Raw genomic sequence first — 25,748 nt, 5'->3', positions numbered from 1 at the left:
CTGCACAATCGCCGGTATGCCGCGCGCGACCGTCAAGCTCCTGCTCGTCGACCGCGACGGGCAGCTCCTGCTGGTGCACGGGCGCGACCCGGCTACCGGCACGACGCACTGGTACCCGGTCGGGGGCGGCGTGGAGCCCGGCGAGTCGTGGCACGAGGCTGCAGTCCGCGAGGCGTGGGAGGAGACGGGCCTCGGCCGCCTACCCGCCGGAGTCCGGGTCTGGACGAGGGATGTCGCCTACACCCACGCCGGCCGGACCTTCGACGTCCACGAGGACTGGCTCTACTACGCGGTGGCTTACTTCGACCCCTCGCCCGCCCGGCTCACCGACCGCGAGAACGAGAGCATTCTCGGCTTCCGGTGGTGGACGGCGGAGGCACTGCGGGGCACGGATGAGTCCGTCTTCCCGCCAGACCTCGGCGCACGCTTCGGACGGCTCCAGGAAAGCGGTTGTCCTGCGACACCGATCGACATCGGGGACCGGACCCGCACCAGTGGGGACGGGGAGGCGACCGACTAGAGCGGGGAGCCGCCGGCGGCGGACGGCGGGTTGATCCGCAGCACCTTGTCGTCGTCCGCTGCCGGGATGCCTATGCCGTCGCGGTTGGACGTCGTGATCCAGAGCGCGCCCTGGGCGTCGGCGACGACGGTCCGCAGCCGGCCGTACTGGCCACCCAGGAACTCCTCGAGCTCGCCGGACGCCGCCCCGCCGTCGCCCACGGGGACCACGTGCACCCGCTCGCCGTCCAGGGCACCGAGGAAGACGGCGTCGCCCAGGACGGCGCAGCCGCCCAGTCCGTCCTCGCCGGAGGCGATCTCGACCACCGGGCCGGCGCCGCCGGCGTAGTCGCTGCCCTCCACGAGCTCGTCCAGCTCGTCGGCGCCGCCCCGCGCGGCATCGGCCGCGAACAGCCGGTTCTCGTCGCCGGCGCACACGGCGGTCACGTCGCGGTGCCCGCTGGTGAAGACCGGGCCCCGGCCCACGGGGCCGCCGAACACGTCGATGCGCAGCACCTTCCCGGCCAGCGACGCGGGATCGGTGGCCAGCGCGGGGTTCCCGGTGTCGCCGGTGCCGACGAGGAGGGTCCCGTCGGCGCCGAACACCAGGCCGCCGCCGTTGTGCACCTCGCCCCGCGGGATGCCGGTGAGCACCGCGTTCGGCGTCCCCCCGACCGGGAAGCGCACCACCCGGTTGTCGAACGCGGTGGAGAGGTAGGCGTAGAGCAGCCCGTCCTCGGGATAGGTGGGGGAGACCGCGAGCCCCAGCAGGCCGCCGTCGCCCGCGGCGTCCACACCCGGCACGACCATCAGCTCGCGGGCGGGGGAGCGGTCGGGGAAGACCTGAAGGATGCGGCCGGTGTCGCGCTCGCCCACGACGGCGCTGCCGTCGGGCAGCAGGGCCAGACCCGTGGGCACGGCCAGCCCGGTGGCGACGACGTTGGGGTCGCCGTCCTGGTCCTCGGCACCCGGCTCGGCGGGCCGGCCCGGGGTCGGCGCGGACGACGGGGGAGGCCCGACCTCCGGCGGCGCCCCCTCGGGCAGCGGCCGGAAGGGGCCGGAGGGCTCGTAGCCGTCGGAGCCGCACCCGGCCAGGAGCACGGCGGTCGCGAGCAGCGCACCCGCCGTCGCCCGCCGCATGGCCTCCACAGTACGTGCGCGATGTCGGCCGGGCGGCCGGTTGCGCCTAGTCTCGGCGCTCGTGAGCGAACCGCTGGTCGGCCCCGACGAGGTGCTCGACGTCCTGGTCCCATCCCGCGCCCTGGCGGCTGCCGTCGAGGCGGTCTCGCCCCGGGTGCGCGCGCACCGGTGGGCGGCGGCCGACGGCCCGCCCACCGGCGACGCCGCCCGGTCGAAGGTCTGGGTGCCGCGGTCCGGCGGCGCGCCGTACCCGGGGGACGAGTTCTTCGCCGCCCTGCCCGACCTGCGCGTCGTGCAGCTGCTCAGCGCCGGCGCCGAGCGCTTCGCCGGCCGGCTCCCCGAGGGCGTCGCCCTCTGCAACGCTCGCGGCGCGCACACCCCATCGACGGCGGAGTGGGCTGTGGCCGCCACGCTCGCCGCCCAGCGCGGACTGCCCTTCTTCGTCCGCGAGCAGGAGGCCGGCCGCTGGACGCCGCGCACCCACGCCACCCTCGTCGGTGCCAACGTCCTCGTCGTCGGTGCCGGCGACATCGGCCGCCGCATCGGGCGGATGCTCGAGGGCTTCGACGTCGACCTGACCTACGTCGCCCGCACCGCCCGGGACGACGTCCGCTCGACCGCCGACCTGCCCGAGCTGCTGCCGCTGGCCGACGTCGTCATCGTGATCGTGCCGGTGACCGACGAGACGGTGGGCCTGGTCGACGCCGCCTTCCTGGCCTCGATGCGCGACGGCGCGCTGCTGGTGAACGCCGCGCGCGGCGTCGTCGTCGACACCGATGCTCTGCTCGCCGAGCTCACCGCCGGCCGGCTGCGCGCCGCGGTCGACGTGACCGAGCCGGAGCCCCTGCCCGAGGGGCACCCCCTCTGGTCGGCGCCCGGACTGCTGGTCACCCCACACGTGGGCGGCGACGTGCCCGGCACGAACGAGCGCGCCGCCGCGGCGGTGTCCGGCCAGCTCCGCCGGATCCTGGCCGGCGAGCCGCTGGAGAACGTGGTCGACCGCTACTGATCGGCCGGTAGCTCCGGCACCGGGATGCGGCCCTCGGACGCCCGTCCGATGGCCGGCAGGTCGCGGGCCCGCACCGCGGGCAGCCGCACCTCGGTGCCGCGGGTGGTGACCAGCCAGAGGTCGGCGCGCTCGCCGACGCGCACGCCGGCCACCTCCGGCCACGGCACCCGGCGCCGGCCGACCAGCGAGCGGACCGTGACGGCGTCGCCGTCGATGTCGAAGCCGGTGCGCACCACCCAGGCCGTGAGGACGGCCGGGACGACCAGCGCCAGCAAGAACCAGGGCGAGGCCGCCGTCAGGGTGGTCAGGCAGAGGGCGAACGCGAACACGGCCAGCAGCGTGGTGCGGTTCATGCGGAAGCGGGCCGGGGTGTCCACGACTGCCGATCCTCCCAGACGGCTCAGGCCGCCAGCTCCGCCAGCTTGGCGGCGCTGTCGGCCGCGGCCGCGGTGTAGACCACCAGCTGCAGCCCCGGGGCGTCGGCCGGGGTGAGCTGGTGGTGCTCGAGGACCAGGCCGCCGACCGCCGGGTGCTCGAACCGGCGCTCGGTCGAGGTGAAGCGGTCGACGTCGTGGCTGGCCCACCCCTCGCGGAAGGCCGGGCTGGCCGACTGCAGGCGCGTCACCAGGTCCACGACCGCGGGATCGGCCAGCCGCGGCCCGACCTCGGCGCGGAACTGGGTGAGGAAGCGCCGGCTGTCGGCATGCCAGTCGCCGAGCAGCTCCCGGACGGCGGGATCGGTGAAGACCACCCACAGCAGGTTGCGGTCACCGGCGGGCAGCTCGGCGACCCCGGGGTAGAGCCGCTCGTAGGCCCGGTTCCAGCCGACGATCGACCAGCTGGAGGTGATCGCGTACGCGGGGGAGGAGCCCAGGGCGTCCATCAGCCCCTGCAGGTGGGCCGGCATCGCGTCCGGCGTCTCGACCGCCTGGACCGGGTCGTTGCCGGACAGCCGCAGGACGTACTCCCGCTCGGCCGTCGACAGCTGGAGCGTGCGCGCCAGGGCGTCGATCACCTGCCGGGACGGGTGGATGTCGCGGCCCTGCTCCAGCCACGTGTACCAGGTGTGGCTGACGCCGGCGAGCAGCGCGACCTCCTCCCGCCGCAACCCCGGGGTGCGGCGGTTGGCGCCGGCGGGGAGCCCCACCGCGGCGGGTGCCAGCTGGCGACGGCGCGAGCCGAGGAAGTCGGCCAGCTCGCGGCGGGCGGAGACGGTCATCGGCATCCTCGGTCGGTGGTGGTGTTGCTACTAGTATCACCACCGTCTCGGACGTCCCCGCCGACGGGCCTAGCATCTTGTCCCGTGACGATCGGTGAAGACCTCATCCCGGGCAACGACTCCGCGAGCGCGACGCGCAGCCCTCTGAAGCCGCGCAGCTACGAGGTGACCGACGGGGACGCCAAGGCTCCCGCCCGCGCCATGCTGCGCGCCGTCGGCATGGGCGACGAGGACATGGTCAAGCCCCAGATCGGCGTCGCCTCGTCCTGGAACGAGATCACCCCGTGCAACCTCTCGCTGGACCGGCTGGCCAAGCGGGCCAAGGACGGCGTGCGTGCCGCCGGCGGCTTCCCGATGGAGTTCGGCACCATCTCGGTCTCCGACGGCATCTCCATGGGGCACGAGGGCATGCGCGCCTCGCTGGTCTCCCGCGAGGTCATCGCCGACTCGGTCGAGACCGTCATGTTCGCCGAGCGCCTCGACGGCTCGGTGCTGCTGGCCGGCTGCGACAAGTCGCTGCCCGGCATGCTCATGGCCGCTGCCCGGCTCGACCTGGCCAGCGTCTTCCTCTACTCCGGCTCGACGATGCCCGGCAAGCTCGGTGACCGCGACCTGACGATCATCGACGTCTTCGAGGCCGTCGGCGCCTGCGCCCGCGGGCTCATCACCCGCGACGAGCTCACCGCGATCGAGAAGGCCGCCTGCCCCGGTCAGGGTTCGTGCGGCGGCATGTACACCGCGAACACGATGGCCAGCGTGGCCGAGGCCCTGGGCATGGCGCTCCCGGGCAGCGCCGCCCCGCCGGCGCCCGACAGCCGCCGCGACGACTACGCCGTCGCCTCGGGTGAGGCGGTCGTGAACCTGCTGCGACTGGGCATCACCGCGCGGCAGATCATGACCAGGAAGGCCTTCGAGAACGCCATCACCGTCGTCATGGCCCTCGGTGGCTCGACCAACGCCGTCCTGCACCTGATGGCCATCGCGCACGAGGCGCAGGTCGACCTCGAGCTCGAGGACTTCAACCGGATCGGCGACCGCACCCCGCTGCTGGCCGACGTCAAGCCGTTCGGCCGGTTCGTCATGACCGACGTCGACCGCATCGGCGGCGTCCCGGTCGTCATGCGCGCGCTGCTGGACGCCGGCCTGCTGCACGGCGACGTGCTCACGGTGACGGGGAAGACCATGGCCGAGAACCTGGCCGACATCGCCCCGCCGGACCCCGACGGCGCGATCATCCACGCGATGAACGACCCCATCCACGCGACCGGAGGCCTGTCGATCCTCCGGGGCTCGCTGTCGCCCGAGGGCGCGGTGGTGAAGTCCGCCGGTTTCGACACCGAGGTCTTCGAGGGCACCGCCCGCGTCTTCGACGGCGAGCAGGGCGCCATGGACGCCGTCACCGAGGGCACGCTCAAGCCCGGTGACGTCGTCGTCATCCGGTACGAGGGTCCGCGCGGCGGCCCCGGCATGCGGGAGATGCTCGCCGTCACCGGCGCGATCAAGGGCGCCGGTCTCGGCAAGGACGTCCTGCTGCTCACCGACGGCCGCTTCTCCGGAGGCACCACCGGCCTGTGCATCGGGCACGTGGCCCCGGAGGCGACCGACGGCGGACCCATCGCCTTCGTCCGCGACGGCGACCCGATCCGGTTGGACCTGACCACCCGCACGCTGGACCTGCTGGTGGACGACGACGAGCTGGCCCGCCGCAAGGAGGGCTGGGAGCCGCTGCCTCCGCGCTACACCACCGGGGTGCTGGGCAAGTACGCCAAGCTCGTCGGATCGGCCGCCCAGGGGGCGATCTGCGGCTGAACACCGCAGGACCGGCGCCCCCTCCCAAGGGGTGAGGTCCGCCCAGCACGGCTCGTCCCGGCTCCGGTCGGTGCCGAGACAACCGGTGTGGACCCGCGTCGCTGGTGGTTGCTCGCGGTGGCCGTGCCGGCGTTCGTCGCCTGCGCCGCCGCCGCCGCTACGCCTGCCCTCCGTGACCTCGGCGACCTCGCCGTCGTCCTCGTCGGACTGATCACCTCGGCCGTTCTCTGGACGGCCGGACGGCAGCCGGGGCGCTCCGCGGCCTGGCGGTTGTTCGCCGCCGCGCCGCTGTTCCCGGTGCTCGGCGCCGCCCTGGCGGCGGCTCTCGACCCGACCGATCCGCTGGACCGGGTGGTGGTCCGCTGGCTGCCGACCGTGCCCGGCTACGTGATCGCGGTGGTGGCGCTGCTGGCCCTGGCGGGGCGGTCGCGGTTGCGCACCGGCCGCCGCGCGGCCGCCGAGGCCGCCCTGTTCCTCACCGCCAGCCTGGTGGCCGTGCGCCTGCTCGTCGGCGGTCCCGTCGGCGAGTGGTCGGACATGGCCCTGGGCGAGCAGCTCGTCCTGGGCGCGGCCGTCGTGGCCACCTCGGCGACGATGACCGCCGCTCTCCTGCTGCTCTGCGTGGTCGAGCCCGCCCGCCGCTGGATGGCCGCGGTGCTCCTCGTGGGCACCGTGCTGCTGACCAGCGGCCGCGGGCTGGGCACCTCCGCCGTCCTCACCGACACCGCCGCGCTGTCCGCCCTCGCCCGCTTCCCCGTGGTCGGTGGCCTCCTGCTGCTCGGCCTGGCCGTCCTGCTGGACCCGGGCCGGGATGCCCCGGCACCCGCGGCGCGCGGTCCCCGGCGCACCGTCGAGGTGGGGCAGCTGCTGCCGATGGCCGCCCTCCTCGTCGCCGTGGTCGCCGCCGGCGTGGCCCGGCTCACCGGCCACACCCTCGACATGGTCACCTGGGCCGGGCTCATGCTCGCCGTCCTGCTCGCCGTCGCGCAGCGCTGGACGTCGGCGTGCCAGGAGCAGCACCTGACGGCCCGGCTGCGGCGCAGCGAGGCCTACTTCCGCTCGCTGGTGCACTCCGGCGTCGACGCCGTCGTGATCCTGGACGACGCCTTGCGGGTCACCTGGGCCTCGCCGGCCCTCGAGCGGGTCCTCGGCCCGGCCGCGGCACAGCTGGTCGGGCGCCCCCTGCTCGACGCCGTCCACCCGGAGGACCAGCCCCCGCTGGCCGAAGCCCTGGCCGCCGGCGCGGGCGCCTCCGCGCTGCTGGGTCTGCGCCTGCGGGACGCCACCGGCGTGTGGCGCGCCCTGGAGGCCGGCATCGCCGACCTCCGCGACGACGGGGACGTCGGCGCCGTGGTCCTGCAGTGCCGCGACATGACCGAGCGGCAGGCGCGCGAGCGCTCGCTGCAGAGCGTCGCCTACACCGACCCGATGACCGCCCTGCCCAACCGGGCCGGCATGCTCCAGCTCCTCGACGAACGGCTGGTCGCCGGCGCGTGCGACGGGGAGCCGGGCACCCTGCTGATGGTCGAGCTCGACGGCATCCTCGCCGCCCGCCAGCACGCCGGGCGGGACGTGGTCAGCGCGGTGGTGGCCGAGATCGGCCGCCGGCTGCGGTCCACCGTCCGCGGTGAGGACGTCGTGGCGCGCATGGGCGGCGGGGCCTTCGCCGTGCTGGCTGCGGGCCACGGCGCCGACGCCGACCAGCTCGCCGGCCGGATCCTGTCGGTCGTCGAGCAGCCCATCCTGACCGCCGCCGGCATCGTCGACCTGACCGCGTGTGTCGGCCTCGTGGACCTCGAGACCGGGCTGGCCGTCGAGGACGTCCTCGTCCGGGCCGACCTCTCCCTGCGCGCCGCGAGCGCTGCCGGTCCCGGCATGGCCCAGCGCTACCGGCCCGCCCTGGGCGACGCCGCCGCGCGCCACGAGCAGCTGCGCGAGGACCTGCGGTCGGCGCGTGCCCGCGGTGAGCTGTTCCTCCTCTTCCAGCCCGTCGTGTCCCTCGCCGACCAGCGGGTGGCCGGGGTGGAGGCGCTGCTGAGGTGGCGCCACCCGACCCTGGGGGAGATCCCCCCGGCGGAGTTCCTCCCGATCGCGGAGCAGTCCGGCCTCATCGGCGAGCTCCAGCGGTTCGCCCTCGAGGAGGCGGCCCGTGCCGGCGCCGCCATGCCCGAGTCCGCTGCCGACGTGCGCGTGGGCGTGGACGCACCCGCCGGGTACGTCGCCACCGGCGCGATGGTCGCCGACGTCGAGGCGGCGCTGCGCGCGTCGGGGCTCGCCCCCGAGCGGCTGGTGCTCGAGATCGACGACGGCACCGTGACCTCCAGCGAGGAGCGCGGCGGGCTCGACGTCTCGACGCTGCGGCTCATGGGCGTGCACGTGGCCCTCGCCGGCTTCGGTGGCGACTCCTCCATGCTCACCCACCTCACCAAGCTGCCCATCGACATGGTCAAGCTGGACCGCGCCTTCGTCTCGCGCATCGACCGGGACCCGAAGACCCGTGCGCTGTGCGAGTCGATCGTCGGCATCGGGCGCGCGCTCGGCATGGCGGTCGTGGCCGAGGGCGTCGAGACCTCCGCGCAGCTGGCCGTGCTCAGCGGCTTCGGCTGCCACTACGCGCAGGGCTTCCTGCTGTCCCGCCCCATGCCGCTGGAGCAGCTGATGGTGCTGCTCTCGGACGGGGCGAGCGCCGCGTGGCCCGCCCTGGTCGGCTCCAGCAGCCCGCGGTGACCGTGCCACCGGGCGCGCAGTGGTCACGGCGTCCCGTGCTCCTCGCGCTCGCCGGCTCGGCGCTCGCGCTGGTCGTCCAGCAGCTCGCCGTTCCTGGCTGGAACGGGTGGAGCGGCCCGGCCGTGCTCGCGGTGGCGACCCTCGGCGTCGCCGCGGTCGTCGGCCGGCACTGCGCCCGGCTCGACGCCTCGGCGGCGTCGTGGCGGGCCTTCGCGGTCATCGCGGTGCTCCTGGGCCTGGGCCACCTGGTCCGCGCGGTGACCGTCGTGGGCGTCAACCCCGTCACGGCCGGGCCCTCCGACCTCATCCTGGCCGCCACCGGTCCGGTCGCCGTCCTGCTCTGCGTGCGCCTCATGGGCTCCACGGTCGGGCGGATCCGCGTGCAGGTGGCGCTGGACGCCGTCGTCGCCCTGGTGGCGCTCGGCGTGCTGCTGCAGATGCTGGTGCCGCTGACGGCCGATCCGGCCGGCGGTCCGGTCGACCCGCTGCTCACCGTCTTCTACCCGGCGGTCGCGGCCGTGCTCTGCGCCCTCGGCCTGGTCACCGTGGGAGCTGTCTCCGCGCCGCGGCGGACGGCGGCCGCCTGGCTGCTGCTGGGCTTCGCCTCGCTGGCGGCCACCATGGGCGCCGGCGCGCTGGCCGTCGCCCACCCCTCGCCACTGCTGGACGCCGTCGCCACCACCGCGTACCTGGGCATGCTCGCCACCGCGACGCTCGCCCTCGCGGCCGACCCCGGACCCCGGGCGCCGGTCGACGACCACGGCGCGGCCGTGCCCCTCAGCGGCGTGGTGGTCAGCTACTGCCTGAGCTTCGTCGTGCTCCTGCTGCTGCTGGGCTGCCTGGCCGCCGGCCGGCCGCTGGTCGCGCTGGAGGCGGCGACCGTCGCCGTGCTGATGGTGCTGACCTTCGTCCGCACGCTCGTCTGGGCCGCCGACGGTGCCCGCCTGACCCGGCACGTGCTCCGCACGGAGGCCTACTTCCGGACCCTGGTGCACGACACCGCCGACGTCACGATCGTGCTCGACGGGCAGGGGCAGGTCACGTGGACGGCGGTGGCGGCGCCGGAGATGTCCGCGTGGCTGCCGCGCGATCTCGAGGGCCGGGCGCTGCGCGACCTCGTGCACCCCGACGACCGCCACGAGCTGCACCGGGCCGTGGACCGTGGAGCCGAGCGCCCCGGAACGTCGGCCGACCGGCGCAACCCGGTGATCCGGCTGCGCGGGCGGAACGGCTCCTGGCGGGCGTTCGAGTCGGTGCGGACGGCGTCCTCGGCCGGTCTGCCGGCCGGCGACGCGACCGGCGCGGTGCGGGGCGACGGCCTGGTGCTGCACCTGCGGGACGTCGCCGGGCAGCGCAGCGCCGAGCTGGAGCTCGAGCGGCTCGCGTACACGGACTACCTGACCGGGCTGCCCAACCGCGCCCGGTTGATGGCGGCCCTGACCGACGCCCGCGCGCGGGCGGTCCAGGGGGAGCCCGCCTCGTTCCTCCTGCTGGACCTCGACGGCTTCAAGCTGGTGAACGACGTCGCCGGCCACGAGGCCGGGGACGACCTGCTGGTCCAGGTCGCGGCCCGGATGCGCGCCGCCGTCCGCGACGGCGACCTGGTCGCCCGGCTCGGCGGCGACGAGTTCGCCGTGCTCGTGCCCGGTGGCCTGGAGGAGGCCGTCGCCCTGGCGGAGCGGATCGTCGCGGACCTGCGCACGGTCCGTCCCGCCGCCGAGGCGGGAGGCCGGGCCGCCGGGGTGGTCTTCGACGTGTCGGGCAGCATCGGCGTCACCGAGCTGGACCCGGCCGACGAGGTGTCGGACACCATCCGGCAGGCCGACGTCGCCCTGCGCGCGGCGAAGTCCGAGGGCAAGTGCTGCGTCCGGACGGCGGCGCGCGCCATCGACAGCGCGATGGGCCGGCGCGCCCGCCTGGCCCGCGACCTGCCCTCGGCCCTGGAACTGGAGCAGTTCCGGATGGTCTACCAGCCGGTGGTGGGCGCCGAGGAACGACGCATCCTCGGCATCGAGTCACTCGTCCGGTGGGACCACCCGCAGCTGGGCACCGTGCCGCCCGACGAGTTCATCTCCCTCGCCGAGGAGGAGGGCCTCATCGTCCCGCTGCAGCGCTGGGTGCTGCGCCGGGCGACCCGGGACGCCGCGGCGGTGCTCGCCGCGGGCTGGGACGTGATGACCAGCGTCAACGTCTCCGTCCGCCACCTCCAGGCCGGCTGCCTGGCCCCCGACGTGGCCTCGGCACTGGCGGAGGCGGGCCTGCCGCCGCACAAGCTGATCCTCGAGATCACCGAGTCGGTGATGCTCGACGCGGAGGACCGGCTGCAGAGCGACCTCGCCACCCTCGAGGCGATGGGCTGCGTCCTGTCGGTCGACGACTTCGGGCGCGGCTACTCGTCGCTGGCCTACCTGGCCCGCCTGCCGGTCACCATCCTGAAGCTGGACCGGGAGTTCCTCGCCGACATCGAGTCCGACGAGCGCGGCGCCACGCTGGTCGCCGGGGTGATCGACCTGGGCCGCCGGCTGGGCATGGACGTGGTCGCGGAGGGGGTCGAGAACCTCGGCCAGCTGCGGATGCTGCGGGACATGGGCTGCCGCTACCTCCAGGGCTGGCTCTTCGGGCGCCCGGTCGACGCCACGGAGCTGTCCGGCGTGCTGGCCGGGTTCGACCCGGGCATGCTCGATGACGCACCAGGTGCAGAACTGGACACCGGCGTCCACACAGTGGGACGGGCCGGTTGACGACCGCCCCGTTCGAGGCGCACAGTGTGCAGGTGCCCCACGCCTGTCTGCTCGTCGACGCCTGCTCGCGCAGCGTCCTCGTAGTTCCGTAGCGCGCCGGTCCTCCCGACCGACGCGCTGACCCCTCCGTGCCTGCGGCACGAGGGGTTTTTTGTTGCCCGACAGCAGTCGACGACCCGACGCACTCGTACCGCACGGCCCAGGAGAGACGCCGAGATGACCACCAGCCAGAGCGAGTCCGCCACGCGCGAGGCCGCCGCCGCCCTCACGGGCGTCGAGACCACGGCCCGCTCGATCGAGGAGGCCGCCGTCGAGCCGGCCACGGGCATCACCGGGGCGCAGAGCCTCGTCCGCTCGCTGGAGGCGATCGGCGTCGACGTCGTCTTCGGCATCCCCGGCGGCGCGATCCTCCCGCTCTACGACCCGCTGTTCGACTCGAAGGTGCGCCACGTGCTGGTGCGCCACGAGCAGGGCGCGGGCCACGCGGCCACCGGCTACGCCCAGGCCACCGGTCGGGTCGGCGTCTGCATGGCCACCTCCGGCCCGGGTGCGACCAACCTGGTCACGCCGCTGGCCGACGCCTACATGGACTCGGTGCCGATGGTGGCCATCACCGGCCAGGTGCCCAGCGGCGCGATCGGCACCGACGCCTTCCAGGAGGCCGACATCCGCGGCATCACGATGCCGATCACCAAGCACAACTTCCTGGTCACCGACGCCGCGGACATCCCGCAGCGGATCGCGGAGGCCTTCCACCTGGCCTCCACGGGCCGACCGGGACCGGTGCTGGTCGACGTCCCCAAGGACGTGCTCCAGGCGACGACGGACTTCGCCTGGCCGCCGCGGATGGACCTGCCCGGCTACCGCCCCACCACGCGCCCGCACGGCAAGCAGGTCCGCGAGGCCGCCGCGCTGATCGCCGGCGCCAGCCGTCCGGTGCTCTACGTGGGTGGCGGCGTGCTCAAGGCCGGCGCCACCGAGGAGCTGGCCGAGCTGGCCGCCCTCACCGGCGCTCCCGTGGTCACCACGCTGATGGCCCGGGGTGCGTTCCCCGACAGCAGCCCGCAGCACCTGGGCATGCCGGGCATGCACGGCACGGTCGCCGCAGTGACCGCGCTGCAGAAGTCCGACGTCCTCGTCGCCCTCGGCGCGCGGTTCGACGACCGGGTGACCGGGCAGCTGTCGACCTTCGCGCCCGACGCCCTGGTCGTGCACGCCGACATCGACCCGGCCGAGATCGGCAAGAACCGCAAGGCCGACGTGCCGATCGTGGGTGATGCCAAGGAGACCATCGGCCAGCTGGTCACCGCGCTGCGCGCCGAGCACGAGGCCGGCCGTACCCCGGACCTGGCCGAGTGGTGGAGCCAGCTGGACGACTGGCGCGACCGCTACCCGCTGGGCTACGACGAGCCCGAGGACGGCGCGCTCTCGCCGCAGTACGTCATCGAGCGGCTCGGCGCGATCGCCGGCCCCGACGCCATCTACACCTCCGGCGTCGGCCAGCACCAGATGTGGGCCGCGCAGTTCATCAAGTACGAGAAGCCCGGCACCTGGCTCAACAGCGGCGGCCTCGGCACGATGGGCTACGCCGTCCCGGCCGCGATGGGCGCCAAGCAGGGCATGCCCGAGACCACCGTGTGGGCGATCGACGGCGACGGCTGCTTCCAGATGACCAACCAGGAGCTGGCCACCTGCGCCATCGAGGGCATCCCGATCAAGGTCGCCGTCATCAACAACGGCAACCTCGGCATGGTCCGGCAGTGGCAGACCTTGTTCTACGAGGGCCGCTACTCCAACACCAAGCTGCACGCCCAGAACGCCGACGGGACGCCCAAGCCGGTGCGCATCCCCGACTTCGTGACCCTCGCCGAGGCCCTCGGGTGCGTCGGCCTGCGGTGCGAGAGCAAGGACGACGTCGACGCTGTCATCGAGAAGGCCATGGCCATCACCGATGCACCCGTGGTCATCGACTTCGTCGTCGGCTCCGACGCCCAGGTATGGCCGATGGTCGCCGCCGGGTCGAGCAACGACGACATCCTCGCCGCCCGCGACGTGCGGCCCGTCTTCGGAGAGGGTCAGGTCTGATGCCCCGTCACACGCTGTCCGTGCTGGTCGAGAACAAGTCCGGTGTCCTGGCCCGGGTGTCGGCGCTGTTCAGCCGCCGCGCGTTCAACATCGAGTCGCTCGCCGTCGGGCCGACGGAGAACCCCGGTCTGTCGCGCATGACGATCGTCGTGGACGCCGAGGCCTCTCCGCTCGAGCAGATCACCAAGCAGCTCAACAAGCTGATCGAGGTGATCAAGATCGTCGAGCTGGAGACCGGGGCCGCGGTGCAGCGCGAGCTGCTCCTGGTCAAGGTGCGCGCGCCCCTGGCCGAGCGCACCCAGGTGCTCCAGACCGCCGAGCTCTTCCGCGCCCGCGTCATCGACGTCAACCCCGAGACGGTGACCCTCGAGGCCACCGGCACCCCCGACAAGCTGCAGGCGCTGCTCGCCGTCCTCGCCCCGCTGGGGATCAAGGAGATGGCGCAGTCGGGCACCGTGGCCCTGGGCCGCGGCCCGAGGTCCATGTCCGGGACCGGTACCTTGCGCCCGGTCGAGCGCACCGCCTAACAGACAGACCTACGAAGAATCCACCGAAGGAGCACCGACAGCACATGGCCGCCGAGATCTTCTACGACGACGACGCCGACCTCTCGATCATCCAGGGGCGCACCGTCGCCGTCCTGGGGTACGGCAGCCAGGGGCACGCGCACGCGCTGTCGCTCCGCGACTCGGGCGTCGACGTCCGCGTCGGCCTGCCCGAGGGCAGCAAGAGCCGCGCCAAGGCCGAGGCCGAGGGCCTGCGCGTCGTGACGCCCGCCGAGGCGTCCGCCGAGGCCGACCTGATCATGATCCTCGCGCCCGACCACGTGCAGCGGACGCTCTACACCGAGTCCGTCGAGCCCAACCTGCAGGACGGCGACGCGCTGTTCTTCGGCCACGGCTTCAACATCCGGTTCGGCTACATCAAGCCCCCGGCCGGCGTCGACGTCGCCATGGTCGCCCCCAAGGGCCCCGGCCACCTGGTGCGCCGCGAGTTCGAGAACGGCAAGGGCGTGCCCTGCCTCATCGCCGTCGAGCAGGACGCCAGCGGCAGCGCCCAGGCGCTCGCCCTGTCCTACGCCAAGGCCATCGGCGGCTCGCGCGCCGGCGTCATCAAGACGACCTTCGCCGAGGAGACCGAGACCGACCTGTTCGGCGAGCAGGCCGTGCTCTGCGGTGGCGCCAGTGCGCTGATCACCGCCGGGTTCGAGACCCTCACCGAGGCCGGCTACCAGCCCGAGGTCGCCTACTTCGAGTGCCTGCACGAGCTGAAGCTCATCGTCGACCTCATGTACGAGGGCGGCATCGCCAAGCAGCGCTGGTCGGTGTCCGACACCGCTGAGTACGGCGACTACACCTCGGGCCCGAAGGTCATCGACGCCCGCGTCAAGCAGTCGATGAAGGACGTCCTCACCGCCATCCAGGACGGCTCGTGGGCCGCGGCCTTCATCGCCGACCAGGACGCCGGTGCCCCGGACTTCAAGGCCAAGCGTGCCGCCGCCGAGGCGCACCCCATCGAGGAGACCGGGCGCAAGCTGCGCGGCCTCATGAGCTGGGTGTCGGCCTCCGACGACTACACCGGGACCGCCGCGCGCTGACCCTGCACGACGAAGGGCCCCGCTGCCGATCGGCAGCGGGGCCCTTCGTCGTGCTGGTGTCAGTAGCCGTAGCCGCCGGCCGCCTGGTACTTCGGCGAGGAGCCGTGCTGGTTGGGGCCGGGCTCGCTGTCCTGGACGAAGAAGACGATCAGCACGATGATGCCGATGATCGTCAAGCTGATCAGCATCCACCAGCCGGACCTGCCGGTGTCGTGCAGCCGCCGCACGCCCACGGCCAGGCTGGGGAGGAGCAAGCCCAGGGTGAGCACCAGGCTGAAGAGTCCTGCCCCGGCTGCGGCGCCGGTGAGGGCCACGTCCAGGATCGAGGCGACGATCGAGGCGAGGAACGAGGCGAGAGCGAACCACCAGTACTCCGAGCGCCGCGCCCGGCCGGAGAAGCCGACGTACTGCGTGAGCACGCTGCGCACCGCGGTGCCGATGTCCATCTGCGGGGTGGCGGGGGACGGGGCGGAGTAGCCGGGCGCCGCGGGGTAGCCCTGGCCGTAGCCGGGCTGCTGCTGGCCGTAGCCGGGGGCTTGGCCGTAGCCGGGGGCCTGGCCGTAGCCGGGCTGCTGGCCGTACCCGGGCTGCTGGCCGTACCCGGGCTGCGGGGGAGGGGCGCCCCAGCCCGGCTGGTCCTCGGGAGGCAGGTTGGAACCACTGCCGGGGGGGTTCGTCACGAGGCGTCATCCTTCGGGTCAGGTGGCTCCACCGGCGCGGCGGAGCACTGGCGCGCGGAGTCTAGGGGCCAGGAGTGAACGCCGAGGACGTCGTCGCCGAACCGCAACCCGCTCGTGTCGGTGTACCGGCCGCTCCCTAGGCTGCGTCTCCGTGACAGCCACCGTGCCGGGGACCGCGCCCGTCGTCCTGATCGCCGAAGAGCTGGCCCCGAGCGTGCTGGACGTGCTCGGGACCGACGTCGAGATCCGCCACGTCGACGGCGCCGACCGGTCCGCGCTCCTCCCCGCGCTCGCCGACGCGGCCGCCGTGCTGATCCGCAGCGCCACGCAGATCGACGCCGAGGCCCTCGCTGCCGCACCGAACCTCAAGGTCGTGGCCCGCGCCGGCATCGGCCTGGACAACGTCGACGTGAAAGCCGCCACCGAGCGCGGGGTGATGGTCGTCAACGCGCCGACGTCGAACATCGTCAGCGCCGCCGAGCACGCCGTCGCCCTCCTGCTGGCCGCCGCCCGCCAGATCCCGGCTGCCGACGCGACCCTGCGCGAGGGCCAGTGGAAGCGCTCGAAGTTCATGGGTGTCGAGGTCACCGAGAAGACCGTCGGCGTCGTCGGTCTCGGCCGGATCGGCGTCCTGTTCGCGCAGCGGCTGGCTGCCTTCGGCGTCACGCTGATCGCCTACGACCCCTACATCCAGCCCGGCCGCGCCGCCCAGCTCGGCGTCCGGCTGGTCTCGCTGGAGGAGCTGCTCCGCGAGTCGGACTTCATCTCCATCCACCTGCCCAAGACCCCCGAGACGCTGGGCCTGATCGGGGCCGAGCAGCTGGCGATGACCAAGCGCGGCGTCATCATCGTCAACGCCGCGCGCGGCGGGCTGGTCGACGAGGCCGCACTGGCCGAGGCGCTGCAGTCGGGTCAGGTGGGTGCTGCGGGCCTCGACGTCTACGCCACCGAGCCCACCACCGACAGCCCGCTGTTCGGGCTCCCGAACACCGTCGTCACCCCGCACCTGGGCGCTTCCACCACCGAGGCGCAGGACAAGGCGGGCACCGCCGTGGCCCGCTCCGTGCGCCTGGCGCTGCAGGGCGAATTCGTCCCCGACGCCGTGAACGTCCAGGCCGGGGGCGTCGTCGCCCAGGACGTCCGCCCCGGCCTGCCGCTCGCCGAGAAGCTCGGCCGGGTGTTCACCGCCGTCGCCGGTGGCCTGGCGCAGTCGGTGACCGTCGACGTGCGCGGCAAGCTCGCGGAGTTCGACGTCGCGGTGCTGCAGCTCGCCGTGCTCAAGGGCGTCTTCTCCGACGTCGTCGAGGAGCAGGTCACCTACGTCAACGCGCCGCTGTTCGCCGAACAGCGCGGCCTCGAGGTGGCGCTGACCAGCGACCCGGAGAGCCCCACCTACCGCAACCTCGTCACCGTGCGCGGCGCCATGGCCGACGGCCGCCAGGTCACCGTGTCGGGCACGCTGTACGGCAAGAACCAGGTCGCCCGGCTCACCGAGGTGGCCGGCTTCGAGATCGACCTGGCCGCGAACGGCCGGCTGCTGTTCTTCACCTACGCCGACCGCCCGGGCGTCGTCGGTGCCGTCGGTGCGGCGCTGGGCGAGGCCGGCATCAACATCGCCGGCGCGCAGGTCAGCCGCACGACCGAGGGCGGCGAGGCGCTCATGGCCGTGACCGTCGACAGCCCCGTCAGCCCCGAGCTGCTCGAGGACATCGCCGGTCGCATCGGCGCCCGCGAGGCCCGCGCCGCGGACCTCGACACCCTCTGACCTAGGGTCGGTCCCCATGCGCCTGGCAGTGATCCCCGGAGACGGCATCGGCCCCGAGGTCGTGGCGGAAGGGCTCAAGGTCCTCCGCGAGGTCGCCCCCGACCTCGAGACGACGCCCTACGACCTCGGCGCGGCCCGGTGGCAGCAGACAGGTGAGCTGCTGCCCGACACGGTGCTCGACGAGCTGCGCGGGCACGACGCGATCCTGCTCGGCGCCATCGGCGACCCGAGCGTGCCCCCGGGCATCCTGGAGCGCGGGCTGCTGCTGCGGCTGCGCTTCGAGCTCGACCACCACGTGAACCTGCGGCCGGCCCGGCTCTACGACGGCGTCCGCAGCCCGCTGGCGGCCGAGGGGCCGATCGACATGCTCTGCGTGCGCGAGGGCACCGAGGGTCCCTACGTCGGCAACGGCGGCGTGCTGCGCAAGGACACCCCGCAGGAGATCGCCACCGAGGTCAGCCTCAACACCGCGTTCGGCGTCGAGCGGGTCGTGCGGTATGGCTTCGAGCGGGCCGTCACCCGGCCGCGCAAGCACCTGACGCTGATCCACAAGACCAACGTGCTCACCCACGCCGGCGGGCTCTGGTCGCGGATCGTCGAGGAGGTCTCCGCGGAGTTCCCCGACGTCCAGGTCGCCTACCAGCACGTGGACGCCGCCTCGATGTTCTTCATCACCGACCCGGGCCGGTACGACGTCATCGTCACCGACAACCTGTTCGGCGACATCGTCACCGACATCGCTGCGGCCGTGACCGGTGGCATCGGGCTGGCCGCCAGCGGCAACCTCGACGCCTCGGGCACCAACCCGAGCATGTTCGAGCCCGTGCACGGCTCGGCCCCCGACATCGCCGGCCAGGGCATCGCCGACCCCACCGCCACGGTGCTGTCGGTCGGGCTGCTGCTGGACCACCTCGGCCGCACGGAGCAGGCGAAGAAGGTCAACGCCGCCGTCGCCTTCGACCTGTCGACCCGTGACCCGCAGCAGCAGATCCGGACCACCCAGGTCGGCGACCGGCTGGCCGCCCTCGCCAGCGGCTGACGCCTCGCACTCCGGCACCGTGCACGGATGCGCACTTCTGGACGACGGAACTGCGCATCCGCGCACAGTGCTCGATCGGGCGGGCAGGTCAGGCCGGCGCCGAGCACTCGGCGCCGTCTTGCGGGGCCACGTCGTCAGGTGACTCCGGCGGTGGCTCCTCCATCAGGAGGTCGCCGACGGGGACCGGGAGCAGGGCGCGGCCGGTCTCGCCGGGCGCGGGCCACTCCGGGCGGACCGTGCAGCCGGTGGGGGAGGACTCCACCAGCACCACCGGCTGCCAGGTCCAGTCCTCGTCCGGCTTCCCGGCGTCGATGACACCGGTCATCGGCTCGCCGGGCAGCCGCGCCCACCAGCGGCGGTCCAGGGCGGCCAGGCCCCGGGAACGCAGCAGCTGGATCCCGTCGTCGGCGGGTGCGGCCAGCGGCGCCCCGGTGAGCAGCCGCGGCCGACCGTCTGCTGCCATCCAGCCGACCAGCTCGCCGTCGGCGCGGTGCACGGGGGTCCAGTCGGTCGGGATCACGGGCAGTGAGCCTGCCAGGGCGGTGCGCGCTCCGGCGCGTGATTTACTCGTCGCGATGTACGCCACCCGCACGATCATCATCGTTTAGCGCGCAGTCACCTCCCGACTGCGCGCAGACCTCCCGTACCCGGGGGGTCTTTTTCGTGTTCGGGCCGGCAGCACCTCCACCCGGGAGACCCCATGACCACCAGCGCGACCGACTTCCACGTCTTCGACACGACGCTGCGCGACGGCGCCCAGCGCGAGGGCGTCAGCTACTCCGTGGCGGACAAGCTCGCCGTCGCCCGGCTGCTGGACGAGATCGGCGTGGGGTTCATCGAGGGCGGCTGGCCGGGTGCGCTGCCCAAGGACACCGAGTTCTTCTCCCGCGCCCGCACCGAGCTCAAGCTGCAGCACGCCCAGCTGGTCGCCTTCGGGTCCACCCGCAAGGCCGGGGTCCGGGTCGAGGACGACCCGCAGGTGCGCGCGCTGCTCGACGCAGGGACGCCGGTCGTGTGCCTCGTCGCCAAGTCCGACGTCCGGCACGTCCGCGAGGCGCTGCGGACGACGCTGGAGGAGAACCTGGCCATGGTGGCCGACACCGTCGCCTTCTTCGTGGGCCACGGCCGGCGGGTGTTCCTCGACTGCGAGCACTTCTTCGACGGGTACGCCACCGACAGCGACTACGGGGTGGCCGTGCTGCAGGCAGCGTTCGGCGCCGGCGCCGAGGTCGGCGTCCTCTGCGACACCAACGGCGGGATGCTGCCCTCGGGCGTGAGCCGGGTCGTCACCGACGTCCGCGCTCGGGTGAGCGGGCGGCTGGGCATCCACTGCCAGGACGACACCGGGTGCGCCGTGGCCAACTCGCTGGCCGCCGTCGAGGCCGGGGTCACGCACGTGCAGGGCACCGCCAACGGCTACGGCGAGCGCGCCGGCAACGCCGACACCTTCGCGCTCATCGGCAACCTGGTCACCAAGATGGGGCTGCCCGTGGTGCCGGCCGAGTGCCTGCCCGAGCTGCAGCGGGTCAGCCACGCCATCGCCGAGCTGGCCAACATCGCCCCGGACGACCACCAGCCCTTCGTCGGCGCGTCGGCCTTCGCGCACAAGGCGGGCCTGCACGCCAGCGCGATCAAGGTCAGCCCCCAGCTGTACAACCACCTCGACCCCGCCGTCGTCGGCAACGACATGCGCATCCTGGTCACCGAGATGGCCGGCCGCGCCTCGGTCGAGCTCAAGGGCCGCGAGCTCGGCGTCGACCTGACCGGCCAGTCCGACGCCATCGGCCGGGTGGTCGACCGGGTCAAGGTGCTCGAGGCCGACGGCTGGTCGTTCGAGGCGGCCGACGCCTCCTTCGAGCTGCTGCTGCGCGGCCAGCTGCCCGACGCCCCGGCCCCGCTGTTCGAGCTGGAGAGCTACAAGACCTCGGTCGAGCACTGGGGCAACGGCGTCGTGGTCAGCGAGGCCACGGTCAAGGTGCACGTCGACGGGGAGCGGCTCATCAGCACCGCCGAGGGCAACGGCCCGGTGAACGCGCTGGACAACGCGCTGCGGCAGGCGCTGGTCAACCGCTACCCGCAGCTGGCCGACGTCGCCCTGGCCGACTACAAGGTCCGCATCCTCGGCTGGCGCGGCGGCACGAGCGCCACCACCCGCGTGCTCATCGACACCACCGACGGGGTGGGGGAGTGGACGACGGTCGGCGTCCACGCCAACATCGTCGAGGCCTCCTGGCACGCCCTCGTCGACGCCCTCACCTACGCCGTCCTGCGCCGCCCCGCCGCCGGTTGAGCGTCCAGCTGGACGTGCGCTACGCGCTGACGTGCTCGACCTGTTCGCACTCCCCTGCGGCGTTGGTCTCGGGGGCGCCGTCGCTCCCGGCGCCGGGCTCGTCGACGAACACGAACCGGTCACACTCGTACCGGCCCCTGCCTGACGGGTCCGATCCATCGGCGGGACCGTCGAAGTGCTGGCCGACGATCTCGTATCGAGCGCTGCCGAGCACCCGGAAGTGCGTACGGATCGACTCGCCCTCGTCGCCGTACGTCAGGCGCGTCAGCTCCGCCGGGCGGTCGGCCTCGAACGCTTCCCGGAAGCAGGTGCGCGCTTCCCGGTCGGGGTAGCCGGCGGTGTGTTCCTCGTCCTCGCCGCAGCTCGGGAGCTCCGTCCGCTGCGCGAACCACGACGGCGGTTCGGTGGAGCCGCTGCACGCCGTCACGGTCATCAAGCACGCGGCAGCGGGAAGGACGAGTCGCCTCATGGCACCAGGACGTGCGGACGGCCCGGTGGGTTCCGGGCCGGGATCAGCGCGGCTGGATCTCGCCCATCGGGCCCCAGCCGGAGACGTCGGGGGCGTCGACGTAGATGATCTGCGGCTGCGCGGCGACCAGCTCGGGGGCCTGCTCGACGAAGCGCTTGAACGCGTCGGTGCCGACGTGGGCCGCGCCGGCCTCGGAGTCGCGGAAGCCCTCGACGCAGACGAAGGTCTCCGGGTCCTCGAGGCTGCGCGACCACTCGAAGAAGAGGCTGCCCTCCTCGGCGTTCACGGAGCGGGCGTAGTCGGCGGCCAGCGCCACCCACTCGTCGGCGCGCTCGGGGCGGACGGGGAACTTCACGACGATCAGGATCACCATCACATTGTCGGCCTCCGGCCGACACCGCGGCCACGTGCCGTCCCCCGGCGGCATGGAGCGCGTCCGTCGCGCCTGCGCGGGACCCTCCGGGCCCCACTCGGCGCGACCGTGCTCAGAGGGGGTCGAGCCTTGTGCGTAGCAGGCAGAACTCGTTGCCCTCGGGGTCGGCCAGCACGTGCCAGCCCTCGTCGCCGGTCTGGCCGACGTCCGCGGGGACGGCGCCGAGGTCCAGGAGCCGCTGCAGCTCGGCGTCCTGGTCGCGATCGGTGGGGTTCACGTCGATGTGCAGCCGGCGCCGTCCCGGCGTGGGGTCGGCGACCGGGCCGAAGACCAGCGTGGGTGCTGCGCCGCCGAAGCCCTCGGCGGGGCCGATCTCCACCGAGCCGTCCTCCTCCCGGCCGAGGACGCGGTAGTCCAGCACCGCAGCCCAGAAGGCGGCGAGTGCCTCGGGGTCGCGGCTGTTGACGACGAGTTCGGAGAAGCGGCAGGCCATGGTCGGACGGTAGTCAGGATGCGGCCCGACTAACCTCGGCCCGTGCGCATCGTTCGTTTCGCCTCACCCCAGGGCATGTCCTTCGGCGTTCTCGACGGAGACGGCCAGGTGGCCCAGATCGAGGGGCACCCGTTCGGCCAGATCTCCTTCACCGGCGCCCGCTACGAGCAGGCCGACATCCGGCTGCTCTCGCCGATCCTGCCCAGCAAGGTGGTGTGCGTGGGCAAGAACTACGCCGACCACATCGCGGAGATGAAGGGCCTGACGGGCGACGCCCCGAAGGAGCCGCTGCTGTTCCTCAAGCCGTCGACGTCGGTCATCGGCCCGGGCGACGCCATCCGCATCCCGGCGGGCAGCACGAACGTGCACCACGAGGCCGAGCTGGCCGTGGTCATCGGCGCCCGGGGCGCCCGCAACGTCTCCCCGGAGCAGGCGCTCTCCAGCGTCTTCGGCTACACGATCGGCAACGACGTCACCGAGCGGGACATGCAGCGGAGCGACGGGCAGTGGACCCGCGCCAAGGGCTTCGACTCCTTCTGCCCGCTGGGCCCCTGGATCGAGACCGACCTCCCCGGTGTCGGCCTGGACGCCGCCGACCTCGAGGTCACCTGCACCGTCGACGGCGAGCGCCGCCAGCACGGTCGCACGAGCTCGCTCATCTTCGGCATCCCGACGCTGATCTCCTACATCTCGCGGGTCATGACGCTGCTGCCCGGCGACGTCGTCCTCACCGGCACCCCGGCGGGGGTCGGGCCGATCCGCGCCGGCCAGCGCGTCGAGTGCACCATCGAGGGGCTGGGCACCCTGGCCAACTCCGTCGCCGACGCGGACGCCGTGTCCACCGCCGGTGGCGCCCGATGACCGCTCCCCATCCGGTGCGCACGCGGTTCTGCCCGTCGCCGACCGGCATGGTGCACGTCGGCCTCATGCGGACGGCGCTGTTCAACTGGGCGCACGCCCGGCACACCGGCGGAACCTTCGTCTTCCGCATCGAGGACACCGACGCCGCCCGCGACTCCGAGGAGTCCTACCGGCACCTGCTCGACTGCCTGCGCTGGCTCGGGCTGGAGTGGGACGAGGGCCCCGAGGTCGGGGGCCCGTTCGGGCCCTACCGGCAGTCGGAGCGCTTCGAGATCTACCGCGACGTGGCCGCCAAGCTGCTCGAGTCCGGCCACGCCTACGAGTCGTTCTCGACCAACGAGGAGGTCGACGCGCGCCGCCGCGCCGCCGGCCAGGACCCGAAGCTGGGCTACGACAACCACGACCGCTTCCTCACCGACGCGCAGAAGGCCGCCTTCCGCGACGAGGGCCGCTCGCCCGTGCTGCGGCTGCGGATGCCCGACGAGGACCTCGTCTGGACCGACCTGGTGCGCGGCGAGGTGCGCTTCGCCGCGGGCTCGGTGCCCGACTACGTCCTCGTGCGTGGCAACGGCGCCCCGCTGTACCCGTTCGTGAACCCGGTCGACGACGCGCTGATGCAGATCACCGACGTGCTGCGCGGCGAGGACCTGCTGCCCTCCACGCCTCGCCAGCTGGCGCTCTACGCCGCCCTGACCGAGATCGGCGTCGCCCAGGGCACCCCGCGCTTCGGTCACCTGCCCTACGTCACCGGTGAGGGCAGCAAGAAGCTCTCCAAGCGCGACCCGCAGTCCAACCTCGACGTCTACCGCGAACGAGGCTTCCTGCCCGAGGGCTTTGCCAACTACCTGGCGCTGCTGGGCTGGTCGATCGCCGAGGACCGCGACATCTTCTCCACCGCCGAGATGGTCGAGGCCTTCGACGTCACCCGGGTCAGCGCCAACCCGGCGCGCTTCGACCTGAAGAAGGCCGAGGCCATCAACGCCACGCACCTGCGTGCCTTGCCGGTCGAGGAGTTCACCGACCGGGTCGTCCCGTACCTCGCCGACGCCGGTCTGGTCGCCGACCCGCCGACCGAGGAGCAGCAGCGCGTCCTGGCCGCCATCGCACCCATGGCCCAGGAGCGGATGATCGTGCTGTCCGAGGCCGTCGGCCTGCTGCGCTTCCTCTTCGTCGACGAGGTCGAGATCGAGCCGGCCGCCGCCGAGAAGCAGCTGTCGGGCGAGAGCGCCGCCGCCGTGCTCGACGCCGCGACGACGTCGCTGCAGGAGCTGGCGGAGTGGAGCACGCCCGGCATCGAGGCGGCGCTGAAGTCGGCACTCGTCGACGGGCTCGGGCTCAAGCCTCGGCAGGCCTTCGGCCCGGTCCGCGTCGCCGTCAGCGGCCGCACCGTCTCCCCGCCGCTGTACGAGTCGATGGAGCTGCTCGGGCGCGAGCGCACCCTCGCCCGGCTCGCCGGGGCGCGCGAGATCGCCGGCGGATGACCGCCGCGGGGCCGGAGGAGCGCGAACGGGACCTCGAGCCCTACGCCGGACCGCCGCCCACGCGGGCGCCGTCGGCGGAGCTGCGCGCCCCGGCCGCGACGCCGGAGGGGGACGCCGGGCCCGAGGCGCCGGAGCCGGCCGGTCCGACGCCCTTCCTGCTGGCCATGCGCGGCGCCTCCTGGGCGTGGTGGCGGCCGCTGGCGGGGGTGGCGGTCATCGCCTTCCTGCTCGGCATCGCCCTGGTGCTGACCCGCATCACCCACGTCCTCACCGGCACCGGTGCCGACCTCGATCCCGTACCGCTGAGCTGGCGCGGCCTCCTGGTCACGGACCTGTTCCTGGCCGTCGCGCTGCCGGCGGTGCTCCTGGCCTGGCCGATCGCCCACGGCGTGGGTCCAGGCCGCGGGCTCTCGGTGGCGGGCCGGCTGCGCGTGCCCCTGCTGCGCCGGTTGCTGCTGGTCGCGCTCGCCACCGCCGGCGCGAACGTGGCGCTGGGGGTCGCGGGCGCCGTCCTGCTGGCCGACCGGGAGGTGCCCGGTCACGTGGCGGAGCTGCCGTGGGTGCTGCTCGTGGGGCTGCTCACGGTGCCGCTGCGGGCCGCCGCGGAGGAGGTCCTGTTCCGCGGGTACCTCGCCCAGGCGGTGGCGGCCTGGATCGGCCGACCGCGGGCCGGGGCCGTCGTCGCCGCCGTCGTCACCTCGCTGCTGTGGGCTGCCGCGTACGGCACCGACGACCTGACGGGCTTCCTCGGCCGCGTCGCGCTGGGGCTGGCCGCCTCGGCCGCCGTGGCGCTCACCGGCGGCGTGGAGGCGGCGATCGCGCTGCACGTGGTGGTCGCGGTCGTGGTCCTGCTGCTCGGGGCCGTCCTGGGTGAGGACGCCGTCCCGGGACTGGGGTCCGACGGCCCGGGCCAGGCGTTCGCGCTGGTCGGCGTCGTGGGGCTGGCCGCCTTCGTCGCCCTGGCCGCCCGCCGGGGCGCGCGGACCTGAGGGGGGTGCACCGGCCCGGCCGACCGTCGGGTATCGTGTTCTCGGCGCCGTGAGAACGGCCCATGGGGTATGGGGTAATTGGCAGCCCGACGGTTTCTGGTTCCGTTAGTCTAGGTTCGAGTCCTGGTACCCCAGCGAGGCGATGGCACAGCTTCTACCGAAGATTGGCCAGCACCTCCGCTGGAGCACGATCGCAGCACTGCACGGCCCCGTCGTCTAGCGGCCCAGGACGCCGCCCTCTCACGGCGGTAGCGAGGGTTCGAATCCCTTCGGGGCTACGCACACGAGAGCCCCCGACCGGCATCGGTCGGGGGCTCTCGCACTTCTGCGGCCCCCGTGCGTGCGGTCCGGGCGGGCATGGCAGAATCTCCGATGTCCGGCCCCGTCGTCTAGCGGCCTAGGACGCCGCCCTCTCACGGCGGTAGCGAGGGTTCGAATCCCTTCGGGGCTACAGCGCAGAGAGCCCCCGACCGGAACCGGTCG

At 73.6% G+C, this 25,748-nt stretch carries 22 protein-coding genes and 3 tRNA genes; 17 read left to right on the top strand and 8 right to left on the bottom strand.

Going from position 1 to position 25,748, the window contains the following annotated elements; genetic code table 11:
- Nucleotides 1-16: 16 nt before the first annotated feature.
- A complete protein-coding gene (locus BLS70_RS07305; protein WP_176946325.1) occupies nucleotides 17-520 on the top strand; it encodes an NUDIX hydrolase in 504 nt (167 codons plus the stop codon).
- Here BLS70_RS07305 and BLS70_RS07300 read toward each other — a convergent pair.
- On the bottom strand, nucleotides 517-1,638 hold the full coding sequence (locus tag BLS70_RS07300) for a PQQ-dependent sugar dehydrogenase (protein WP_091765939.1): 1,122 nt from the start codon (nucleotides 1,636-1,638) through the stop codon (nucleotides 517-519). The two genes, BLS70_RS07305 and BLS70_RS07300, sit on opposite strands and share 4 nt — an antisense overlap.
- Nucleotides 1,639-1,699: 61 nt before the next feature.
- Here BLS70_RS07300 and BLS70_RS07295 point away from each other — a divergent pair, with 61 nt between their 5' ends.
- Nucleotides 1,700-2,647, top strand: coding sequence for a 2-hydroxyacid dehydrogenase (locus BLS70_RS07295; RefSeq protein WP_255362294.1), 948 nt, complete (start codon nucleotides 1,700-1,702; stop codon nucleotides 2,645-2,647).
- On the opposite strand, the gene BLS70_RS07290 is transcribed toward BLS70_RS07295, so the two are convergent.
- Both BLS70_RS07290 and BLS70_RS07285 read right to left on the bottom strand, forming a co-directional pair.
- Nucleotides 2,641-3,024, bottom strand: a complete 384-nt coding sequence (locus BLS70_RS07290; protein ID WP_255362293.1) for a PH domain-containing protein — start codon at nucleotides 3,022-3,024, stop codon at nucleotides 2,641-2,643. The genes BLS70_RS07295 and BLS70_RS07290 overlap by 7 nt on opposite strands.
- Before the next feature lie 23 nt (nucleotides 3,025-3,047).
- Nucleotides 3,048-3,866: a helix-turn-helix transcriptional regulator gene (locus BLS70_RS07285; RefSeq protein WP_255362292.1), complete on the bottom strand. Its 819-nt coding sequence runs from the start codon at nucleotides 3,864-3,866 to the stop codon at nucleotides 3,048-3,050.
- 84 nt (nucleotides 3,867-3,950) lie between these two features.
- On the opposite strand from BLS70_RS07285, the gene ilvD reads away from it, so the two are divergent.
- The 6 genes from ilvD to ilvC all read left to right on the top strand — a co-directional run bounded on the left by ilvD (nucleotide 3,951) and on the right by ilvC (nucleotide 14,825).
- Nucleotides 3,951-5,675 carry a dihydroxy-acid dehydratase gene (ilvD, locus tag BLS70_RS07280; protein WP_091765238.1) on the top strand — a complete coding sequence of 575 codons (1,725 nt, stop codon included), beginning with the start codon at nucleotides 3,951-3,953 and terminating at the stop codon, nucleotides 5,673-5,675.
- Between the two features lie 87 nt (nucleotides 5,676-5,762).
- Complete coding sequence (locus BLS70_RS07275) at nucleotides 5,763-8,402, top strand: putative bifunctional diguanylate cyclase/phosphodiesterase (protein ID WP_143030359.1); 2,640 nt, start codon at nucleotides 5,763-5,765, stop codon at nucleotides 8,400-8,402.
- Nucleotides 8,399-11,143 (top strand): putative bifunctional diguanylate cyclase/phosphodiesterase, encoded by a 2,745-nt coding sequence (locus BLS70_RS07270; protein WP_143030358.1) that lies wholly within the window; start codon nucleotides 8,399-8,401, stop codon nucleotides 11,141-11,143. Before BLS70_RS07275 ends, BLS70_RS07270 begins: the two co-directional genes overlap by 4 nt.
- A gap of 216 nt (nucleotides 11,144-11,359) precedes the next feature.
- Nucleotides 11,360-13,228 (top strand): acetolactate synthase large subunit, encoded by a 1,869-nt coding sequence (locus BLS70_RS07265; protein WP_091765228.1) that lies wholly within the window; start codon nucleotides 11,360-11,362, stop codon nucleotides 13,226-13,228.
- A complete protein-coding gene (ilvN, locus tag BLS70_RS07260; RefSeq protein ID WP_091765226.1) occupies nucleotides 13,228-13,755 on the top strand; it encodes an acetolactate synthase small subunit in 528 nt (175 codons plus the stop codon). Before BLS70_RS07265 ends, ilvN begins: the two co-directional genes overlap by 1 nt.
- 44 nt (nucleotides 13,756-13,799) lie before the next feature.
- Nucleotides 13,800-14,825 (top strand): ketol-acid reductoisomerase, encoded by a 1,026-nt coding sequence (gene ilvC, locus BLS70_RS07255; RefSeq protein WP_091765224.1) that lies wholly within the window; start codon nucleotides 13,800-13,802, stop codon nucleotides 14,823-14,825.
- Between the two features lie 59 nt (nucleotides 14,826-14,884).
- On the opposite strand, the gene BLS70_RS21025 is transcribed toward ilvC, so the two are convergent.
- A complete protein-coding gene (locus tag BLS70_RS21025) occupies nucleotides 14,885-15,505 on the bottom strand; it encodes a DUF805 domain-containing protein (protein ID WP_218122317.1) in 621 nt (206 codons plus the stop codon).
- A gap of 151 nt (nucleotides 15,506-15,656) precedes the next feature.
- On the opposite strand from BLS70_RS21025, the gene serA reads away from it, so the two are divergent.
- Both serA and BLS70_RS07240 read left to right on the top strand, forming a co-directional pair.
- Nucleotides 15,657-17,270: a phosphoglycerate dehydrogenase gene (gene serA, locus BLS70_RS07245; RefSeq protein WP_255362291.1), complete on the top strand. Its 1,614-nt coding sequence runs from the start codon at nucleotides 15,657-15,659 to the stop codon at nucleotides 17,268-17,270.
- Nucleotides 17,271-17,286: 16 nt separating this feature from the next.
- Nucleotides 17,287-18,309, top strand: coding sequence for a 3-isopropylmalate dehydrogenase (locus BLS70_RS07240; protein ID WP_091765208.1), 1,023 nt, complete (start codon nucleotides 17,287-17,289; stop codon nucleotides 18,307-18,309).
- An 88-nt stretch (nucleotides 18,310-18,397) separates the two neighbouring features.
- Here BLS70_RS07240 and BLS70_RS07235 read toward each other — a convergent pair whose 3' ends face one another.
- Nucleotides 18,398-18,829: a hypothetical protein gene (locus tag BLS70_RS07235; protein ID WP_091765205.1), complete on the bottom strand. Its 432-nt coding sequence runs from the start codon at nucleotides 18,827-18,829 to the stop codon at nucleotides 18,398-18,400.
- Between the two features lie 180 nt (nucleotides 18,830-19,009).
- On the opposite strand from BLS70_RS07235, the gene cimA reads away from it, so the two are divergent.
- Nucleotides 19,010-20,599, top strand: coding sequence for a citramalate synthase (gene cimA, locus BLS70_RS07230; protein WP_091765200.1), 1,590 nt, complete (start codon nucleotides 19,010-19,012; stop codon nucleotides 20,597-20,599).
- Between the two features lie 19 nt (nucleotides 20,600-20,618).
- On the opposite strand, the gene BLS70_RS07225 is transcribed toward cimA, so the two are convergent.
- The 3 genes from BLS70_RS07225 to BLS70_RS07215 form a co-directional block, all read right to left on the bottom strand.
- Nucleotides 20,619-21,032, bottom strand: coding sequence for a hypothetical protein (locus BLS70_RS07225; protein WP_091765197.1), 414 nt, complete (start codon nucleotides 21,030-21,032; stop codon nucleotides 20,619-20,621).
- Between the two features lie 79 nt (nucleotides 21,033-21,111).
- Nucleotides 21,112-21,441, bottom strand: coding sequence for a putative quinol monooxygenase (locus BLS70_RS07220; protein WP_091765194.1), 330 nt, complete (start codon nucleotides 21,439-21,441; stop codon nucleotides 21,112-21,114).
- A 112-nt stretch (nucleotides 21,442-21,553) separates the two neighbouring features.
- Complete coding sequence (locus BLS70_RS07215; RefSeq protein ID WP_091765190.1) at nucleotides 21,554-21,934, bottom strand: VOC family protein; 381 nt, start codon at nucleotides 21,932-21,934, stop codon at nucleotides 21,554-21,556.
- 42 nt (nucleotides 21,935-21,976) lie between these two features.
- Between BLS70_RS07215 and BLS70_RS07210 the strand changes: the two genes are divergently transcribed.
- The 6 genes from BLS70_RS07210 to BLS70_RS07185 all read left to right on the top strand — a co-directional run bounded on the left by BLS70_RS07210 (nucleotide 21,977) and on the right by BLS70_RS07185 (nucleotide 25,716).
- Nucleotides 21,977-22,795, top strand: a complete 819-nt coding sequence (locus BLS70_RS07210; RefSeq protein WP_091765188.1) for a fumarylacetoacetate hydrolase family protein — start codon at nucleotides 21,977-21,979, stop codon at nucleotides 22,793-22,795.
- On the top strand, nucleotides 22,792-24,276 hold the full coding sequence (gltX, locus tag BLS70_RS07205) for a glutamate--tRNA ligase (protein ID WP_091765186.1): 1,485 nt from the start codon (nucleotides 22,792-22,794) through the stop codon (nucleotides 24,274-24,276). The genes BLS70_RS07210 and gltX overlap by 4 nt, the downstream gene beginning before the upstream one ends.
- On the top strand, nucleotides 24,273-25,265 hold the full coding sequence (locus tag BLS70_RS07200; RefSeq protein ID WP_091765183.1) for a CPBP family intramembrane glutamic endopeptidase: 993 nt from the start codon (nucleotides 24,273-24,275) through the stop codon (nucleotides 25,263-25,265). The genes gltX and BLS70_RS07200 overlap by 4 nt, the downstream gene beginning before the upstream one ends.
- Nucleotides 25,266-25,328: 63 nt before the next feature.
- A tRNA-Gln gene (locus BLS70_RS07195) sits at nucleotides 25,329-25,400 on the top strand.
- 70 nt (nucleotides 25,401-25,470) lie between these two features.
- A tRNA-Glu gene (locus BLS70_RS07190) sits at nucleotides 25,471-25,543 on the top strand.
- Between the two features lie 100 nt (nucleotides 25,544-25,643).
- Nucleotides 25,644-25,716: transfer RNA gene (locus BLS70_RS07185), tRNA-Glu, on the top strand.
- Nucleotides 25,717-25,748: the final 32 nt, after the last annotated feature.

Origin of the sequence: Blastococcus aurantiacus (assembly GCF_900102425.1) — a bacterium.
Taxonomy (GTDB): domain Bacteria; phylum Actinomycetota; class Actinomycetes; order Mycobacteriales; family Geodermatophilaceae; genus Blastococcus; species Blastococcus aurantiacus.
The sequence above is the reverse complement of the archived record's forward strand: the minus strand, read 5'-3'. Positions and strand labels throughout refer to the sequence as shown.